Consider the following 16,841-nt stretch of genomic DNA (forward strand, 5'->3'; position numbering starts at 1 on the left):
CGCTTGAAATACCGGCAAAAGCAGCGTAGGTGCGCCTCTTCAATTCAAGGTTGTTCCCATGTCCTTCACTCTCGCCATCGTCGGCCGCCCCAATGTCGGCAAATCGACGCTGTTCAACCGCCTGGTCGGGCGCAAGCTGGCGCTGGTCGATGACCAGCCCGGCGTGACCCGTGACCTGCGCGAGGGCGCGGCGAAGCTCGCGGACCTGCGCTTCACGGTGATCGACACGGCCGGACTCGAAGATGCCACCGACGACAGCCTCGAAGGCCGCATGCGCCGCCTGACCGAGCGCGCGGTGGCGATGGCGGACGCGACGCTGTTCCTGATGGACGCGCGCGCAGGCGTGACCGCCAACGACGAGGTCTTCGCCGACATCCTGCGCAAGTCCGGCCGCCCGGTCCTGCTGGCCGCCAACAAGGCCGAGGGCAACGCGGGCCAGTCCGGCCTGCTCGATGCCTTCTCGCTCGGCCTGGGCGAGCCGCTGGCGCTCTCGGCGGAACACGGCGAGGGCATGGCCGATCTCGCCGCCGTCCTCCGCCCCCTGATCGAGGCGCAGGAGGACACCGAAGAGGCCGAGACCGATGTGGACGTGGACAGCGACGACCGCGTCATCACCGCCACCAAGCCGCTGCAGATCGCGGTCGTGGGCCGCCCCAACGCGGGCAAATCCACCCTGATCAACCAGATCATCGGCGAGGACCGCCTGCTCACCGGGCCCGAGGCCGGGATCACCCGCGACGCCATCGGCCTGACCTTCGAGTGGGACGAGGTGCCGATGCGCATCTTCGACACCGCCGGCATGCGTAAACGCGCCAAGGTGCAGGAAAAGCTGGAGAAACTATCGGTCTCCGACGGCTTGCGCGCGGTGAAATTCGCCGAGGTCGTCGTCGTGCTGCTGGACGCCGCCATCCCCTTCGAGAGCCAGGACCTGCGCATCGCCGACCTCGCCGAGCGCGAGGGCCGCGCCGTGGTCGTCGCCGTCAACAAATGGGACCTCGAGCCTGAAAAGCAGCAGAAACTCAAAGACCTGCGCGTGGGCTTCGAACGCCTCCTGCCGCAACTGCGCGGCGCGCCGCTGGTCACCGTTTCGGCAAAGACCGGCAAGGGGCTCGACAAGCTCCACGCCGCGATCATGAAGATCCACGAGACCTGGAACACCCGCATCTCCACCGCGCGCCTGAACCAATGGCTCTCGGCGATGATCGAGGCGCACCCGCCCCCCGCGCCGGGCGGCCGCCGCATCAAGCTGCGCTACATGACCCAGGTGAAAACCCGCCCGCCGGGCTTCGTGGTCATGTGCTCGCACCCGCAACTCCTGCCCGAGGCCTATTCGCGCTACCTGATCAACGGCCTGCGCGAGGATTTCAACATGCCCGGCACCCCGATCCGGCTCTACATGCGCAGCCAGGCCGAGGATAACCCCTACAAGAACCGCAAGAAATCCATCCCCTCGCGGCTCAACAAACACGTGAAAAAGGGCTTGACCAAGAAGAAGGACTAAGCGGCAGACCACCCCGCCGCTCCTTCATCTTGGCCGTACAACTCCGGGGGCCCGGGGGCAGAGCCCCCGAATAGTATTAATGGGCAGAGCCCCGAATAAAGGTCATGGGCAGAGCCCCCCCGGCCGCCCCACGTACTGGCCCCCGCCGGTTACATCCCCCAACCAATCACCAGAAAAAAAGGGCCCGCCAAAGGCGGACCCTCCCGTACCTTATCCGGCCCGGTGCACCCCCCGGACCGCACCCTCAGGCGTTCGCTTCGCGGATCTTGTCGGCGGCGTCCTTGTCGTAGGCGACGCCGTTTTCCGAGAACAGCGTGTCCAGCTCGCCCGACAACGTCATCTCGGTGATGATATCGCAGCCGCCGACGAATTCGCCCTTCACGTAGAGCTGCGGGATCGTCGGCCAGTCGGAGAAATCCTTGATGCCCTGGCGCAGGCCCTCGTCGGCCAGCACGTTCACATCGGCGAAATCCACGCCCATGTAGTTCAGCACGCCCGCCACGCGGGAGGAAAATCCGCACTGCGGCATTTCCTTGGTGCCCTTCATGAACAGCACGACGTCATTGGCGGTGATGGTGTCTTTGATCTGGGTCTCAGCGGTCATTCATTGGGTCCTTTGGTCATCCGCACGCGGGGCGCGCGGGGAAAAGTTGGGTCCGCAGGGCGCGGGCGGCGCATCAATCCGGTGCCTTGGTGGTCAGGGCCAGCGCGTGCAATTCGCCCGCAGAGCCGTCCATCTTGCCTTTCAGCGCGGCATAGACGGCGCGCTGTTGTTGCACCCGGTTCATGCCGCGGAAGCTTTCGTCCACGACCATCGCGGCCATGTGGACACCGTCATCGCCCGAGACTTCGATCTTGGCGTCGGGAAAAGTCTGGCGCAGGAGCGCTTCGATCTCGGAGGCTTGCATCGGCATGGGTCGGATCCTTGGGTTGGTCTTGTCCTAGATGTAGGACGCGGCGTTGCGGGTCGCAAGCGGGCGGTGGCGCGCGCTCATGCGAAGGTCGCCGCGAAGGTGCCCATGTAGGCCTCCGACAGCTCCGCGAGCGACGCTTCCGAGCCGCCGATCCGCACCATTTCGCCGCCGACCTTGCCCACGGTGCCGAGGGTCACGCCCGCCTGACCGGCCGCCACCATCAGCGCCTCGGCCTTGTCGAAGGAGGTCGAGATCAGGTAGCGCGCCTGGTCCTCGCCGAAGAGCGTCGCGGTGTCCGCTAGGTCGAGCGTCACCCCGGTGCCGGCGGCATGGGCGATCTCGAAGGCGGCAAGGGCCAGCCCGCCGTCGGAGAGGTCGGTGCAGGCGCCGATCCATTCGCGGTTGTCGCGGATGAAGTCGCCGTTGCGCTTCTCGGCCTCCAGATCGACACGGGGCGCGTCGCCATCTTCGCGGTTGAAGACCTCGGCCAGCAGCGCGGATTGGCCGAGGTGACCCTCGGTCTCGCCGACCAGCAAAAGCACATGGCCCTCGCGCGCGACGCCCGCGATCAACTCGTCGATATGGTCGAGCAGACCCACGGCGCCAATGGTCGGCGTGGGGAGGATGCCGGTGCCGTCGGTCTCGTTGTAGAGCGAGACATTGCCCGAGACGATCGGCGTGTCGAGCGCGAGGCAGGCCTCGCCGATGCCTTGAATGGCGCCCACGAACTGGCCCATGATCTCGGGCTTCTCGGGGTTGCCGAAGTTCATGTTGTCGGTGGTGGCCAGCGGCTTTGCCCCCACCGCCGTGAGGTTGCGATAGGCTTCCGCCACCGCCTGCTTGCCGCCCTCCACGGGGTTCGCCTTCACGTAGCGCGGCGTCACGTCCGAGGTGAAGGCCAGCGCCTTGTCGGTGCCATGCACGCGGACGACGCCCGCGCCAAGCCCCGGCGAGACGACCGTGTCGCCCATCACCTGGTGGTCGTATTGCTGGTAGACCCACTGGCGCGAGCAGTAGTTGGGCGAGGAGACGAGGGCGCGCAGCGCGTCGATCGGGTCGATCTCGGGCACCGCGTCCAGCGCCTCGGCCGGTTCCGTCGGCACCCAGGGACGGTCGTATTCCGGCGCGGTGGAGGCCAGTTTCGACAGCGGCAGGTCGGCCTTGGTCTCACCGTTATGGATGATGATGAAGCGATCCTCGGGGATCGTCTCGCCCACCACGGCGAAATCGAGGTCCCATTTCACGAAAATCTCTCGAGCCACGTCTTCCAGCTCGGGCTTGAGCACCATGAGCATCCGCTCCTGGCTCTCGGACAGCATCATCTCGTAGGCGGTCATTTCCTCTTCTCGGATCGGCACGGCGTCGAGGTTCAGCTTGATGCCGAGCCCGCCCTTGTCGCCCATCTCCACCGCCGAGCAGGTGAGGCCCGCCGCGCCCATGTCCTGAATCGAGATCACCGCGCCCGAGGCCATCAGCTCCAGCGTCGCCTCCAGCAGGCGCTTCTCGGTGAAGGGGTCGCCGACTTGCACCGTCGGGCGCTTCTCTTCGATGGTGTCGTCGAACTCGGCCGAAGCCATGGTCGCGCCGCCGACGCCGTCGCGGCCGGTCTTGGCGCCGAGGTAGACGACAGGCATGCCGACGCCCGAGGCGGCAGAGTAGAAAATCTTGTCGGTATCCGCGAGGCCCGCGGCGAAGGCGTTGACGAGGCAGTTGCCGTTATAGGCCGGGTGGAACCGCACCTCGCCACCGATGGTCGGCACGCCGAAGCAGTTGCCGTAGCCGCCGACGCCTTCCACGACGCCATGGACCAGCTGCCGCGTCTTGGGGTGGGCGACCTCGCCGAAGCTCAGCGAGTTCATCGCCGCGATGGGCCGCGCGCCCATGGTGAAGACGTCGCGCAGGATGCCGCCCACGCCCGTCGCGGCCCCCTGATAGGGCTCGATGTAGGAGGGGTGGTTGTGGCTCTCCATCTTGAAGACGACGCATTGCCCGTCGCCGATGTCCACGATGCCCGCGTTTTCGCCGGGGCCGCAGATGACCTGGGGGCCTTCCGTGGGTAGGGTGCGCAGCCATTTCTTGGAGGATTTGTAGGAACAATGCTCGTTCCACATGGCCGAGAAGATGCCCATTTCGGTGTAGTTCGGCGCGCGTCCGAGGATCGAGTTGACTTCGGCATATTCGGCGTCGGTAAAGCCATGGGCGGCGATCACATCGGGTGTGATGGCTGGATCGGTCATTCAGAATCCCCAGATTTGCGCATGTCAGACCCCGAGGGGTCATGATCTTGGAGGCTCTATAAGGGGCCGGGGCGCGGGTGGGAACCCTCACACCATGTCGCACGGAACGCCGGGGCCGCGCTGTGACTTTCGCGCCCGGTCACAGCGGGCGCTGGAACACATGGGCGGTGGGGGCGGCAAAGCCCGGATGGGTGAAGCTGCCCGAGCGGGTGAAGCCGAGCGCCTCGTAGACGGCATGGTTCTCGGTGAGCTCCACCCGGGCGAAGAGCTGCAGCGTCGCGAAGCCTCGCGCGCGGGCGTGATCGGCGGCGGTATCGATCAGGGCGCGGGCGATGCCGCGGCGCTGGTGGCTTCCGGCCACGGCAAGCTTGCCGAGTTCGTAGAGGCCGGGCGCGCCCTCGACCCCGTGACCGAAGCCGCAGGCAACGGGGCGGGGGCCGTCCTGCACGAGGAAGAAATCCTCGGACGCCATTTTCCGGGCCACATCCTGCGTCGTCATGCCGACCAGAAACGAGGGCGGATCGATGCGCCCGTTCATATAGGCGTAGGTCGTATCAAGAAGTTTGTGGATATCCGCCGGACGCGGGCTAACTGGGGGATTAACCTGAACATTGATCTGCGTCATGGCGCTGTCATCCTCTGTTTCTAGGCTCTGGCCATAGGCCAAAAAAAAGGCCGAGACGAATCTCGGCCGAAGTCCAACAGGGAGGTATTGGAGTGCCGCTAAGCGGCGGTTCCAATAACTGACGTTTATTAATCAAAACGCCTGCGATCAAGGCAAACCGGCCTTCGTGAGCGCAAACCCGTTATGTCTGTGGCGCATAGCACACAGCCTTGGATGCCTGTTGCTCAAGGATTGAGCACCGGCGAAGCCTCGGCCTCGCGCTGGCGTCTGCGGTAGGCAATGACCTCTTCCGAGACGAAATCGCGAAACACTTCGATCCGGCGCGAGTGGCGCAATTCTTCGGGGTAGGCGAGAAACACCGGGACTTCCGCCGATTCGATCTCGGGCAGGACGCGGACGAGGTCCGGGAAATCCTGGGTCAGGTAATCGGGCAATACGCCGACACCCAGATCGTTGATCACCGCCTGCAATACGCCGAAATAGTTATTCACCGACAGCGTTGAGCCAACGTCATAGCTCATCAATTCGCGCACCAATATGGCGCCTGCGGAAACCTGCGCGGCGGAGGCGTTCTGCGAGATCAGGCGATGGGTGCCGAGATCGCGGATGCTGGCGGGCATCCCGTTCTTCTCGATGTAGGAGGGCGTCGCGTAGAGGCGCATGTTGATCGTCATCAGGCGACGGCGGATCAGGTCGGCCTGCGACGGCTCTTTCATGCGGATTGCCACGTCGGCCTCGCGCATCGGCAGGTCGAGCAGGCGTTCCTCCAGCATCAGGTCGATCTTGAGGTCGGGATATTTCTCGTAGAGCGCGGGCAGGCGGGGTGCGAGCCAGAGCGAGCCGAACCCGATGGTCGTGGTCACGCGCAGCTCGCCGAAGACTTCTTCCTCGCTGTCGCGAATCCGCGCCGAGGCCGCGTCGAGCCGCTTGGTCATGTGCCGCGTGGCGTCGTAGAGAAGTTCTCCCTGCTCGGTCAGGATCAGACCGCGGGCGTGGCGGTGGAACAGCGTGGTGTCTAACCCTTCCTCCAGCGCGCGGATCTGACGGGAGACGGCGGATTGCGACAGGTGCAAGATATCGCCCGCATGGGTCAGTGACCCCGCAGAAGCGACCGCATGAAATATGCGCAGTTTATCCCAGTCCATTCCGAGCCCTTCCTCGAGTTAGCGTTAACGTAGTGTGCAATGCTGCAGGTGCAAAGCTTTTTAGGGGAACGGTGTAGATCAAGGGTTAACACGGCACGCGCAAGAGCTAACCCGCCGCGGGGCGCTGAAAATCCCGGCAATGCGCAGAAGAGTGGACAGGTCAGCAATTATGACCTATAAGGGAGGCAGACATTTCATCGGGCGCGATCGGGCCCGTTTGACGCACGGGAGGTCCCTATGGGAGTGCAGCAAGTCTCGCTAAAAGATAAATTCGACCTGACGAAATCCCCGGTTCTGCTCAACGGCACACAGGCCTTGGTGCGGCTGATGCTGATGCAGAAGGCCCGCGACGAGGCAGCCGGGTTGAACACGGCAGGTTTTGTCAGCGGCTATCGCGGCTCGCCCCTTGGCGGGCTCGACCTGCAGATGTCGCGTTCCGAAAAGGTGCTGGCGGAGGCGGATGTGACGTTCAAGCCGGGCCTGAACGAGGACCTTGCGGCGACGGCGCATTGGGGCACGCAGACCGCGGAACTGCGCGGCGAGGGCAAGTTCGATGGCGTCTTCGGCCTCTGGTACGGCAAGGGGCCGGGCGTCGACCGCACCGGCGACGTGATGCGCCACGCCAACATGGCGGGCACCTCGAAGCATGGCGGCGTGATCATGGCGATGGGCGATGACCACACCGGCGAAAGCTCGACCGTGTGCCACCAGTCCGACTGGGCGATGGTCGACGTGCATATGCCCGTTCTCAGCCCCGCCGGCGTGCAGGAAATCCTCGATTACGGCATCTATGGCTATGCGCTCAGCCGCTATGCGGGCGTCTGGGTGGGCCTGAAGTGCGTGAAGGACAATGTGGAGGCCACGGCGGTGGTCGACGCGCGGCCCGAGCGGATGGAGCTGGTCGAGCCCGAGTTCGACATGCCCGAGGGCGGGTTGAACATCCGTCTGGGCGATCACTGGATCCCGCAGGAGGAGCGCCTGCTGGAATACAAGCGCCATGCGGCGGAGGCCTTCGCCCATGCCAACAAGATCGACAAGCGCGTGCTTGGCCAAGCGGGGGCCAAGATCGGCCTCGTGGCGGCGGGCAAGAACTGGCTCGATCTGGTCTCGGCGCTCGATGCGCTCGGGATCGACGAGGAAACCGCCCGGTCGATGGGGATCACGACCTACAAGGTCGGGCAGGTCTGGCCGCTGGACATGCGCGGCTTCCATGATTGGGCCGACGGGCTGGACCTGATCGTGGTGGTCGAGGAGAAGCGCAAGCTGATCGAGGTGCAGGTCAAGGAGGCAATTTTCGACGACCGCCGGGGCCGCCGCGTCTATGGCTACAAGGACGGCCATGGCAACACGCTGTTCCCGCAGAAATTCGCGCTCGATCCCGCTGATATCGCGGTGAAACTGGGCAATATCCTGATCGAGGAAGGCTGCGCCACCGAGCGTACCCGCCAAGGCATCGCGACGGTGAAAGAGGCGCGCCGCGCCTCCAACGCGCCGGATCTGGCCAAGCGGGTGCCGTGGTTCTGCTCGGGCTGTCCGCACAATACCTCCACGCGGGTGCCGGAAGGCTCGCGCTCGGGGGCGGGGATCGGCTGCCACTTCATGGCGAAATGGATGGACCGCGAGACCGAGGCCTATACCCACATGGGCGGCGAAGGGGTGAACTGGGTCGGCGAGAGCCTGTTCTCCAAGCGCGACCACATGTTCCAGAACCTGGGCGAGGGGACCTATAACCACTCGGGCATCCTCGCGATCCGGGCCGCCTTGGCCGCGGGCACCAACATCACCTACAAGATCCTGTTCAACGATGCCGTGGCGATGACCGGCGGGCAGGATAACGAGGGCGATCTGGACCCTGCGCGCATTGCCCGCGAGATCCGCGCCATGGGCGTGAAGAACATCGCGCTGGTCTATGATCCGAAGGAAGAAGTCGATTTCGCGGCCTTCCCGAAAGACTGCGAGCGGTTCGAGCGCGACGACCTGATGCAGGTGCAGGAGAAATACCGCAAGCTTGAGGGCGTGAGCGCGATCATCTACGTGCAGACCTGTGCCGCCGAGAAGCGCCGCCGCCGCAAGCGCGGCACTTTCCCCGACATTGACAAGCGCGTCTTCATCAACACCGACGTCTGCGAGGGCTGTGGCGATTGCGGCGTGCAGTCGAACTGCGTCTCCATCGTGCCGGTCGAGACCGAGTTGGGCCGCAAGCGGGCGATCGACCAGTCGACCTGCAACAAGGATTTCTCCTGCCTGCAGGGCTTCTGCCCTTCGTTCGTGACACTTGAAGGCGCCGCGATCCGCAAGGAGGCCTCGGCCTCGGTCGACCTGAAGGGCCTGCCGGACCCGGTGCTGCCCGAGATCGATGGCACCCACAACATGCTGGTGACCGGCGTGGGCGGCACCGGCGTGGTGACCATCGGCGCGGTGATGGCGCAGGCGGCACAGCTCGACGGCAAGGGCGTCGGCATGATCGAGATGGCAGGACTGGCCCAGAAGGGCGGCGCCGTGGCGATCCATTTGAGGCTGGCGAACCGGCCTGAGGACATCTCGGCGATCCGCGTGGGCGCGGGCGAGGCGGATGCGGTGATTGGCGGCGACCTCGTCGTGACCGGCGGCGCAAAGACGCTGGCGCAGATGACCACCGGGCGCACCGGTGCGGCGGTCAACAGCCACGAGATCACCACGGGGGATTTCACCCTCGACACCGAATTCACCATTCCGGGCAAGGATCTGGAAGTGGCGCTGCAGGCGCGGCTGCGCGACAAGCTGGTGCTGTTCGATGCCACCGAACTGGCGCGGGTGCTGTTGGGCGACTCGATCTATTCCAACATGATGACCTTCGGCGCGGCCTGGCAGATGGGGCTCGTGCCGCTCAGCCGCAAGGCGATCATGGAAGCGATCAAGATGAACGGCGCGGCAGTGGAGGCCAACAAGGAGGCCTTCGAGATGGGCCGTTGGGCGGTGGAGAACCCCGAGCGCGTGAAGGGGCTGACCGAGCCCAACGTCGTGGCCCTGCCGAAATCGCTGGACGAGAAGATCGCCTTCCGCGAGGCGCACCTCGTGGCCTACCAGGGCAAGCGGCTGGCGAAACGCTACCGCAAGATGGTCGACAGCGTGCGCGACCCGCGCCTGAAGGAGGCCGTGGCCAAGGGCTACCACAAGCTCCTGTCCTACAAGGACGAATACGAGGTCGCACGGCTGCATCTGGATACCGAGGCCAAGGCCCGCGAGACCCTGACCGGCGATTTCAAGATGACCTATCATCTGGCCCCGCCGCTGCTGCCCGGACGCGACAGCAACGGCCGCCCGAAAAAGCGTGCCTTTGGCGCCTGGGTGGGCGGTGTCTACAAGGTGCTGGCGAAGATGAAGGTCCTGCGCGGCACGCCCTTCGATGTCTTCGGCTACAGCGCCGACCGCCGCATGGAGCGTGACCTGATCCGTCAGTATCAGGACGACATGCTGGTCTGGCTGCCCAAGGCAAATGCGGCGCGGATGGAAGCGCTGGTGGCGCTGGCGGAGCTGCCCCTGTCGATCCGGGGGTACGGTCCGATCAAGGAGGCCAATGCCGCCAAAGCCGAGGCGCGTCGCCAGGAGTTGCTATTGGCGCTGGAAGGCGCAGGGAGCACCCTGCGCGCCGCCGAATAGGCGCCTTGCGCGGGCAGTCTTGTCCGTATTTTTGAAAAGATGAAGGGCGGAGGGGGGTTTCCTACCCTCCGCCCTTGCGGTAGGCGCGACGGGTGGAAATCTGGAGGGCCGATGCCGGAACTGTCTGAATTCTTGCCGATGTTGGCCCTGATCCTGATGATCGGCGCGCTTGCGGGTGTGATCGCGGGGCTTTTGGGCGTGGGCGGCGGCATCGTACTGGTCCCCGCTTTTTTCTTTGCATTCGAAGGGCTCGGCTACGGGCCGGAGGGGTTGATGCAGATCTGCCTCGCGACCTCGCTGGCGACCATCGTGGTGACCTCCCTGCGCTCGGTTCTGGGCCATCATCGGCGCGGCGCGGTGGAATGGGAGATCCTGCGGCGATGGGGGCCGGGCATCGTCATCGGTGCCTGCCTCGGCGTCGTGGCGGCCAGCGGGTTGCGCAACGAGGTGCTGATGGCGATTTTCGGCGTGCTTGGTCTGGGCGTCGGCCTCTACATGGCGTTCGGGCGGCCGGAGTGGCGGTTGGGCACGCAGATGCCGGGCACGGCCGGCACTGTCGTGACGTCTCCGATCATCGGGTTTCTCTCGGTTCTCATGGGCATCGGGGGCGGTTCTTTCGGGGTGCCGATGATGACGCTTTACGGCGTGCCGATCCACCGCGCGGTGGCGACGGCGGCGGGCTTTGGCGTGATCATCGCGGTGCCCGCGGTCGTGGGGTTCCTGCTGACGCCGGGCGAGGCGGCAAACCGGCCGCCCTTTACCGTCGGGCAGGTCAACCTCGTCGCTTTCGCAGTCGTCGTCGCGATGACGCTGGTCACCACACCGCTCGGGGTGAAGCTGGCGCATGCGATGGACCCCAAGCCGCTCAAGCGTGTCTTCGCGCTGTTCATCATGGTGATGGCGCTGAACATGCTGCGAAAGGCCTTGGGGTATTGAGCTGGCTCTGCCGCGGCTGGCAGGTTTTCGACAGCGAACCTGCGGTGGCGGCCTGGGTCGAGGCGGCGCGGGTGCCGGCACTGGCGGCGGCGGCGCGGGAGCCGCGGCGCCATGGCGGGACATGGTGCGTCGGCGTCGACATTCTGGACAATGACGCCGAGGGGCGGGTCACGGGCGGGCCTCCGTTGCGCGGGGCCGCCTTCGCGGAAGCCGCCTTGCAGACCGGCGTGCGGCAATTGCACCGGGCGCAGGTCTCGGTCACGCATCCAGGCTATCCGGGGCGCGATCCGGAGGAAAGCGCGGCGAACCACCGGTTTCGCCGTGACCGCGACGCCGCGCATCTGGATGGTCTGTTGCCCGTGGGGCCCGAAAAGCGCCGTCAGCTGCGCGAGCCCCATGCCTGGATCCTCGGCATCGCGCTCAACGCGGCTTCGGCGCAGGCCGCGCCGCTGGTGGTCTGGGACGGGAGCCACGAGATCATCCGCCGCGCCTTCGCGCAGGGTTTTGACGGCATCGCGCCGCACGATTGGGCGACGCGGGACGTGACCGAGACCTACCGTGCCGCGCGGGCGGACGTGTTCGAGCGCTGCGAGAGGATCGAGGTGCCTTTGCGGCCGGGTCAATCGGTCCTGTTGCACAGGATGACGATCCATGGCGTGGCCCCTTGGAAGGCGGGCGCCGACGCGCCGCCGGAGGGGCGCGCGACCGCTTATTTCCGGCCCCTCGTAGCGCGGCCCGAGGACTGGCTGGCGCTGTCCTAGCGGCTCAGGGCTTGCGGGCCAGCCGGGCCGCGCGACCGCCGCGGCGCATGGCCAATTGCGGTTTGCGGGCGGGCAGGGCTTCAATCACCTCGGTCCGGGCCGCGTCCGAGAGGCTGTGCCACTGGGTGATTTCCTCGATCGTGCGCAGGCAGCCAGTGCAAAGTCGGGCATCGGGATGGATGACGCAGATGTTCACGCAGGGCGATTGCACCTCGTCGCGTTGCCAGATGTCCTTGCTCATGTACCAGCCCTCAGATGGCGCAATCGGTCGAGCGCCCCTTGCAGGATATAACTGGCGGCCACGGCGTCGATCACCTCGGAGCGACGTTTGCGTGTCGTATCCGCCTCGATCAGGGCGCGTTCGGCGGCGACGGTGGAGAGGCGCTCGTCCCAGAAGGCGATGGGAAGCTCGGCGAAATCGGGCCGGCGCGAGAGGTTGAGGGCGAAGGCGCGGGTGGCCTGGGCTCGGGGGCCTTCGGAGCCGTCCATGTTGCGCGGCAGGCCGAGGATCAGGCCTGCGACCTCGTGCCGGGCCACCAGCGCCGCGAGAGCATCGGCATCGACGCCGAACTTCCGGCGCTTCACCGTCTCGACCGCGCTGGCCGAGGTCAGGAGCCGGTCGGAGACCGCGACGCCAATGGTCTTGGTGCCGAGGTCCAGCCCCATCAGCCCGCGCAGGGGGGGCAGGAGGGGGACGATCTCTTCCAGCTCTGCGTGGATCATTCGGCGCCCGCCCGTGCCATCGCAGCGCGAAAGGCGTTCTCGATCAGGGCCAGGGCGTCCGGGGCATCGGCGAAGACGGAGAGCGCGTCGTCGTGGACGATCTGCGCGGCATTCACACGGCCGAGGACTCCGTAGGCGGTGATCAGGCGGGCCCAATCCTCGGGCGGGCCGCCCTCACGCGCGAGCCGGTCCGCGAGGCCCTCCACCATCGAGGTGATCATGGCTTGCCGGTCTTCGGGGGCGATATCCTCCATCGCGGCGATATCCTCGGGCGAAGGGCCGCGCCCACCTGCCGCCGCCGCACCGGGGGCGGGGGCGAGCAGGGCGGGGTCGAGGTCCACCCCGGCGGCGGAGGCCACGGCTTCGATCTGTTGCTGGATCGGGAGGACCCAGGGCGCCTCAGGCCGCGAGTCGGCGAGCAGGCGCGTCCAGATCGGCAGCGCGAGGTCGGGGCGGCCCTGCTGTGCGTACATCTCTCCGGCGTAATACCGTCCGGTACCGTCGCGGGGCTCCAGCGCCAGACCGGCGCGCAGGGCTTGCTCGGCCTCGGGGGAGATATAGCCGCCGGCGGCGAAGATCATCATCTCGGCGAGGTCGATGTAGTGCCGGCCGCTGGCCTCGCTGCCGAGAAGGTCGATCAGATGCGCCTGCGCGGTATGGGCGGCGGTGAAATTGCCCAACATCGCCTCGTTCGCGGCCAGAAGGGTGAGGCCCTGCGTGTCGTCGGGGCGCTCGGCCATGACCTCGCGGAGTTGCGCCACCAGCGCCTCGCGCTCGGGGTCGGTGGCGGTCTCGGGACGCGCCGGTGCCTGCGCCTCGGCCGTGGCCTGCGCGGGGCGGTTGGCGCGGGCCTCTTCGATGGTGGCGATGCGCGCCTGCAGGGGCATGTCGGGATAGCCGGGGGCGCCCACTTGCGTGTAGAGCCAGCCGGCCCCGACGATCGTGGCAATGAGGCCCGCGCCGATGGCTGCCGTGCCAAGGGCGTTGCCGCGGGCGCGGTCACCGGCGGCCTGCAACGCGCGGTCGGCGTCGAGGATGCGGCGGCTGACCTCGGTCCGGGCGCGGCTCGCTTCCTCGTCAGAGAGGGTGCCGCGGGCCACGTCGCGGTCCAGTTCGGCCAGTTGATCGCGGTAGACTTGCAGATCATAGGCGGCGGCCGGGGCCTGCGCCGGGGCAGGGCGGCGGGCCGCCAGAAAGACGATGCCTGCGACCACGATGCTGATGAAGCCCGCTGCCAACCAAAACGCCATGGGTCGCCGTCCTCCTACAAGTGGTCCCCACATAGAACGCATGGCGCGGGAGCGAAAGACACGTGAGCGTCAATGGACTGAAAATGGGCCGGTTGCCGACAAGATGGCGGGGCGTCGCAAACCGTTCCATAAATGTCGCGCCGGGTATCCTCTTTTTCCGGAATCAGCGGAAAAGCAAGGTATCAGATCCGGAGCCCGTCCATGCGCAAATATTCCGCCTTCGCCATCGCCCGAGAAGCCTTCCGCCACCACGAGGGATGGGAGCGCGCGTGGCGTTCGCCCACGCCGAAAGCCTCCTACGACGTGGTCATCGTAGGCGCCGGGGGACACGGGCTCGCCACGGCCTATTACCTCGGCAAGAACCACGGCATCACCAATGTCGCGGTGATCGAGAAGGGCTGGCTTGGCGGCGGCAACACGGGCCGCAACACGACGATCATCCGGTCGAACTACCTGCAGGACCCTTCGGCGGCGATCTACGAGAAGGCGCGGTCGCTTTACGAGACCTTGAGCCAGGACCTGAACTACAACATCATGTTCAGCCCCCGCGGCGTGATCATGCTAGCGCAGACACACCACGAGGTGCGCGGCTACCTGCGCACGGCCCAGGCCAATGCGCTGCAGGGGGTCGAGACCCGCTTCATCGACAAGCACGAGGTCAAGAAGCTTGTGCCGATCATGAATATCGAGGGGCCGCGCTATCCGGTTCTGGGCGGGCTCTGGCAGCCGCGCGGTGGCACCGCGCGCCATGACGCGGTGGCCTGGGGCTACGCGCGCGCCTGTTCCGACATGGGCATGGACATCATCCAGCAGACCGAGGTGACGGGCGTGCGGGTCGAGGGCGGCGCGGTCCAAGGGGTGGAGACCACGAAGGGTTTCATCGGCTGCAAGAAGCTTGGCGGCGTCGTGGCGGGCCATTCCTCGGTGCTGGCCGAGATGGCGGGCTTCCGTCTGCCGATGGAATCGGTGGCGCTGCAGGCGCTGGTCTCCGAGCCGATCAAGCCCTGCATGGACGTGGTCGTCATGGCCAACACGGTGCACGGCTACCTGAGCCAGTCCGACAAGGGCGAGATGGTGATCGGCGGCGGCACCGACGGGCACAACAACTACACGCAGCGCGGCTCCTTCCACCATGTGGAGGAGACCGTCCGCGCCCTGATCGAGACCTTCCCGATGCTCTCGCGCCTGAAGATGCTGCGCCAATGGGGCGGGATCGTGGACGTCACCGGCGACCGCTCTCCGATCATCTCGAAAACGCCCGTGGAGGGCATGTTCATGAACTGCGGTTGGGGCACGGGCGGCTTCAAGGCGATCCCCGGCTCCGGTTGGGGCTTTGCCGAATTGATGGCCAAGGGGCATTCCCCCCTGACCGAGGAATTCGGCATGGAGCGCTTCCGCGAGGGCCGTTTCATCGACGAATCCGTCGCCGCGGGTGTGGCGCACTGATGAAGGCCGTCCAATGTCATAGCAGGCGGGCAGGGAACCAAAGGGGCGTGCGCGGTGTTCTATCACCGAGTACGCAAACTTTGAGAGGTGCATTATGGCCGATCCCAACCACAGAGAGACCCATACCCGGACCGAATACCGCGAAGTCGATCGCGGGGGCGGCAGCGGGATGGCGTTCATCCTGGGTGCCGTTGTCGTCGTTCTGGCGATCCTGGCATTCCTCATGTTCGGCATGGACAATGACGGCGGCACGGCCGACGTCGGTGACGGCGCCTCGACCAGCGTCGATGTCACGGTCGGCAGCGACGGTGACGGCGATGCCGCGGCAGCCGCTGATGCAGACGCCGGTGGCGCCGAAGCCGGTGCAGAAGCGGTCGTCGAGAGCGAATGACCTCGCGGGCAATCGCCCCTTACGACACGGTTTGAAAACGCGCAGAGAGGCCTTCTTTGAGGGCCTCTCTCGTGCTGTGTCCGGCATCCAGACGGGCGCGGTGCAAAAACCGACACTGCTGATGGAACCGGCGGTCTTTGGCCCATGTTTCAAGGGCCGCGCGGCCCTTTTTGGCCCAAATCTCACCCCTCGGAACAGCGCCTTTGCGCGGCTCCCCTCCTGCCCCCCATCATTGGGATGCGCACAAAAGGAGGACGCACAATGTCAAACTATGACCAACATCGCGACCACGCCTTTGACACGCCGCCACCCACGCGGCGCGGCACCGGTGCGGGCGCGCTTATCTTCATCGCCGGTATCGTCGTTTTGTTCATCCTTGCCCTGCTGTTCATGGGTGGAACCGACGACACCGTTCCGGAAGAGCGTGTCCTTGTCCCGACGGAGCCTGCCGTCGAGACCACGACACCCGCTGTGGCGGACGAATGACACCACCAAGGCCCGGACGGGGCAGGTCTCGTCCGGGCCAGGCGCGCGCCGATGAGCGCGGTCGCCATCCCCAAGCACCTCGGCCATATCTGGATCGGGGATCGCCCGGCGCCTCGGCGCTGGATGGATACGTGGCGCAACCTGCACCCCGATTGGACCTACACCCTTTATGACAACATCTACCTGACCGGCCGCCGGTGGCGAAACCAGCGGCTGATGGCGCATTATTTTCGCAAACGTCATTTTGAGGGCGTGGCCGATCTGATGCGCTACGAGATCCTGTTCGAGCGCGGTGGCTTCCTACCCGGCGCGGATTTCGAGGCGTTGCAGCCCTGCGACGCGCTCTTCAACGAGCCTTGCACCTACACCTGTTACGAGACGCACCCCAAGCGCCGCTCGAAGCTGACGCCTTTCCTCGCCTCTGCCCCCGAGACCCGGACGTTGGCGCTGACGATCGACGAGATCCACGCGCAATTCTCGCAAGCGCCAGAGACCGCGCGCCAGCCGTGGATCAGCGTCGGCAATCTCTTCCTGCGCGGATTGGTCGAGAAGTACCGCGACCAGATCACCGATCTGCGCATCTGGCCCGCCTATTTCTTCGTGCCGCGCCACAAGAAAGGCCCGCGCTACGATGGGCCGGGACCGATCTATGCCGAACACCACTGGGGCACGACGCTCGACACATACGAGGGCACCCCGAACCCGCAATTGTTCGATGACGTGGCCTACGTCCTTGAGGCCACCGAGCCTCTGCCCCTGACCGAACCGACCTCTGAGGAGCGCTGAC

At 66.1% G+C, this 16,841-nt stretch carries 16 protein-coding genes; 8 read left to right on the plus strand and 8 right to left on the minus strand.

Annotated elements, in window-relative coordinates; genetic code table 11:
* Positions 1-58 precede the first annotated feature (58 nt).
* Positions 59-1,501, plus strand: a complete 1,443-nt coding sequence (gene der, locus KYE46_RS10000) for a ribosome biogenesis GTPase Der (RefSeq protein ID WP_219000482.1) — start codon at positions 59-61, stop codon at positions 1,499-1,501.
* A 244-nt stretch (positions 1,502-1,745) separates the two neighbouring features.
* On the opposite strand, the gene grxD is transcribed toward der, so the two are convergent.
* The 5 genes from grxD to KYE46_RS10025 all read right to left on the minus strand — a co-directional run bounded on the left by grxD (position 1,746) and on the right by KYE46_RS10025 (position 6,422).
* On the minus strand, positions 1,746-2,105 hold the full coding sequence (gene grxD, locus KYE46_RS10005) for a Grx4 family monothiol glutaredoxin (RefSeq protein WP_219000483.1): 360 nt from the start codon (positions 2,103-2,105) through the stop codon (positions 1,746-1,748).
* Positions 2,106-2,178: 73 nt separating this feature from the next.
* Positions 2,179-2,415, minus strand: coding sequence for a BolA/IbaG family iron-sulfur metabolism protein (locus KYE46_RS10010; RefSeq protein ID WP_219000484.1), 237 nt, complete (start codon positions 2,413-2,415; stop codon positions 2,179-2,181).
* A gap of 77 nt (positions 2,416-2,492) precedes the next feature.
* Positions 2,493-4,652, minus strand: coding sequence for a phosphoribosylformylglycinamidine synthase subunit PurL (gene purL, locus KYE46_RS10015; protein ID WP_219000485.1), 2,160 nt, complete (start codon positions 4,650-4,652; stop codon positions 2,493-2,495).
* A gap of 139 nt (positions 4,653-4,791) precedes the next feature.
* Positions 4,792-5,277 carry a GNAT family N-acetyltransferase gene (locus KYE46_RS10020; RefSeq protein ID WP_219000486.1) on the minus strand — a complete coding sequence of 162 codons (486 nt, stop codon included), beginning with the start codon at positions 5,275-5,277 and terminating at the stop codon, positions 4,792-4,794.
* A 224-nt stretch (positions 5,278-5,501) separates the two neighbouring features.
* Complete coding sequence (locus KYE46_RS10025) at positions 5,502-6,422, minus strand: LysR family transcriptional regulator (protein ID WP_219000487.1); 921 nt, start codon at positions 6,420-6,422, stop codon at positions 5,502-5,504.
* Positions 6,423-6,659: 237 nt separating this feature from the next.
* Between KYE46_RS10025 and KYE46_RS10030 the strand changes: the two genes are divergently transcribed.
* The 3 genes from KYE46_RS10030 to KYE46_RS10040 all read left to right on the plus strand — a co-directional run bounded on the left by KYE46_RS10030 (position 6,660) and on the right by KYE46_RS10040 (position 11,758).
* Entirely contained in the window at positions 6,660-10,061 is a 3,402-nt protein-coding gene (locus KYE46_RS10030) for an indolepyruvate ferredoxin oxidoreductase family protein (RefSeq protein WP_219000488.1), read from the plus strand.
* Between the two features lie 111 nt (positions 10,062-10,172).
* Positions 10,173-10,997: a sulfite exporter TauE/SafE family protein gene (locus KYE46_RS10035; RefSeq protein ID WP_219000489.1), complete on the plus strand. Its 825-nt coding sequence runs from the start codon at positions 10,173-10,175 to the stop codon at positions 10,995-10,997.
* Positions 10,994-11,758 carry a hypothetical protein gene (locus tag KYE46_RS10040; RefSeq protein ID WP_219000490.1) on the plus strand — a complete coding sequence of 255 codons (765 nt, stop codon included), beginning with the start codon at positions 10,994-10,996 and terminating at the stop codon, positions 11,756-11,758. The genes KYE46_RS10035 and KYE46_RS10040 overlap by 4 nt, the downstream gene beginning before the upstream one ends.
* A gap of 4 nt (positions 11,759-11,762) precedes the next feature.
* Here the strand turns inward: KYE46_RS10040 and KYE46_RS10045 are convergent, their stop codons facing one another.
* Genes KYE46_RS10045 through ccmI form a run of 3 tightly spaced genes read right to left on the minus strand, consistent with a single transcriptional unit; the run spans position 11,763 to position 13,731 of the window.
* Positions 11,763-11,999, minus strand: coding sequence for a DUF1289 domain-containing protein (locus KYE46_RS10045; protein WP_219000491.1), 237 nt, complete (start codon positions 11,997-11,999; stop codon positions 11,763-11,765).
* Positions 11,996-12,481 (minus strand): Holliday junction resolvase RuvX, encoded by a 486-nt coding sequence (gene ruvX / locus KYE46_RS10050; RefSeq protein WP_219000492.1) that lies wholly within the window; start codon positions 12,479-12,481, stop codon positions 11,996-11,998. The genes KYE46_RS10045 and ruvX overlap by 4 nt, the downstream gene beginning before the upstream one ends.
* Positions 12,478-13,731, minus strand: a complete 1,254-nt coding sequence (gene ccmI / locus KYE46_RS10055) for a c-type cytochrome biogenesis protein CcmI (RefSeq protein WP_219000493.1) — start codon at positions 13,729-13,731, stop codon at positions 12,478-12,480. Before ccmI ends, ruvX begins: the two co-directional genes overlap by 4 nt.
* Positions 13,732-13,932: 201 nt before the next feature.
* Here ccmI and KYE46_RS10060 point away from each other — a divergent pair, with 201 nt between their 5' ends.
* The 4 genes from KYE46_RS10060 (at position 13,933) to KYE46_RS10075 (ending at position 16,840) form a co-directional block, all read left to right on the plus strand.
* Positions 13,933-15,177 carry a sarcosine oxidase subunit beta family protein gene (locus KYE46_RS10060; protein WP_219000494.1) on the plus strand — a complete coding sequence of 415 codons (1,245 nt, stop codon included), beginning with the start codon at positions 13,933-13,935 and terminating at the stop codon, positions 15,175-15,177.
* 94 nt (positions 15,178-15,271) lie between these two features.
* Positions 15,272-15,568: a hypothetical protein gene (locus KYE46_RS10065; protein WP_219000495.1), complete on the plus strand. Its 297-nt coding sequence runs from the start codon at positions 15,272-15,274 to the stop codon at positions 15,566-15,568.
* Positions 15,569-15,829: 261 nt separating this feature from the next.
* Positions 15,830-16,054: a hypothetical protein gene (locus KYE46_RS10070; RefSeq protein ID WP_219000496.1), complete on the plus strand. Its 225-nt coding sequence runs from the start codon at positions 15,830-15,832 to the stop codon at positions 16,052-16,054.
* Positions 16,055-16,105: 51 nt separating this feature from the next.
* Positions 16,106-16,840 carry a glycosyltransferase family 32 protein gene (locus KYE46_RS10075; protein ID WP_219000497.1) on the plus strand — a complete coding sequence of 245 codons (735 nt, stop codon included), beginning with the start codon at positions 16,106-16,108 and terminating at the stop codon, positions 16,838-16,840.
* Position 16,841: the final 1 nt, after the last annotated feature.

Origin of the sequence: Gymnodinialimonas ceratoperidinii, from assembly GCF_019297855.1 — a bacterium.
Lineage (GTDB): Bacteria > Pseudomonadota > Alphaproteobacteria > Rhodobacterales > Rhodobacteraceae > Gymnodinialimonas > Gymnodinialimonas ceratoperidinii.

Excerpts from the sequence above, each read along its gene's own strand:
- der (WP_219000482.1), top strand. The coding sequence starts at position 59 with ATGTCCTTCACTCTCGCCATCGTCGGCCGCCCCAATGTCGGCAAATCG.
- grxD (WP_219000483.1), bottom strand. The coding sequence starts at position 2,105 with ATGACCGCTGAGACCCAGATCAAAGACACCATCACCGCCAATGACGTC.
- KYE46_RS10010 (WP_219000484.1), bottom strand. The coding sequence starts at position 2,415 with ATGCCGATGCAAGCCTCCGAGATCGAAGCGCTCCTGCGCCAGACTTTT.
- purL (WP_219000485.1), bottom strand. The coding sequence starts at position 4,652 with ATGACCGATCCAGCCATCACACCCGATGTGATCGCCGCCCATGGCTTT.
- KYE46_RS10020 (WP_219000486.1), bottom strand. The coding sequence starts at position 5,277 with ATGACGCAGATCAATGTTCAGGTTAATCCCCCAGTTAGCCCGCGTCCG.
- KYE46_RS10025 (WP_219000487.1), bottom strand. The coding sequence starts at position 6,422 with ATGGACTGGGATAAACTGCGCATATTTCATGCGGTCGCTTCTGCGGGG.
- KYE46_RS10030 (WP_219000488.1), top strand. The coding sequence starts at position 6,660 with ATGGGAGTGCAGCAAGTCTCGCTAAAAGATAAATTCGACCTGACGAAA.
- KYE46_RS10035 (WP_219000489.1), top strand. The coding sequence starts at position 10,173 with ATGCCGGAACTGTCTGAATTCTTGCCGATGTTGGCCCTGATCCTGATG.
- KYE46_RS10045 (WP_219000491.1), bottom strand. The coding sequence starts at position 11,999 with ATGAGCAAGGACATCTGGCAACGCGACGAGGTGCAATCGCCCTGCGTG.
- ruvX (WP_219000492.1), bottom strand. The coding sequence starts at position 12,481 with ATGATCCACGCAGAGCTGGAAGAGATCGTCCCCCTCCTGCCCCCCCTG.
- ccmI (WP_219000493.1), bottom strand. The coding sequence starts at position 13,731 with ATGGCGTTTTGGTTGGCAGCGGGCTTCATCAGCATCGTGGTCGCAGGC.
- KYE46_RS10060 (WP_219000494.1), top strand. The coding sequence starts at position 13,933 with ATGCGCAAATATTCCGCCTTCGCCATCGCCCGAGAAGCCTTCCGCCAC.
- KYE46_RS10065 (WP_219000495.1), top strand. The coding sequence starts at position 15,272 with ATGGCCGATCCCAACCACAGAGAGACCCATACCCGGACCGAATACCGC.
- KYE46_RS10070 (WP_219000496.1), top strand. The coding sequence starts at position 15,830 with ATGTCAAACTATGACCAACATCGCGACCACGCCTTTGACACGCCGCCA.
- KYE46_RS10075 (WP_219000497.1), top strand. The coding sequence starts at position 16,106 with ATGAGCGCGGTCGCCATCCCCAAGCACCTCGGCCATATCTGGATCGGG.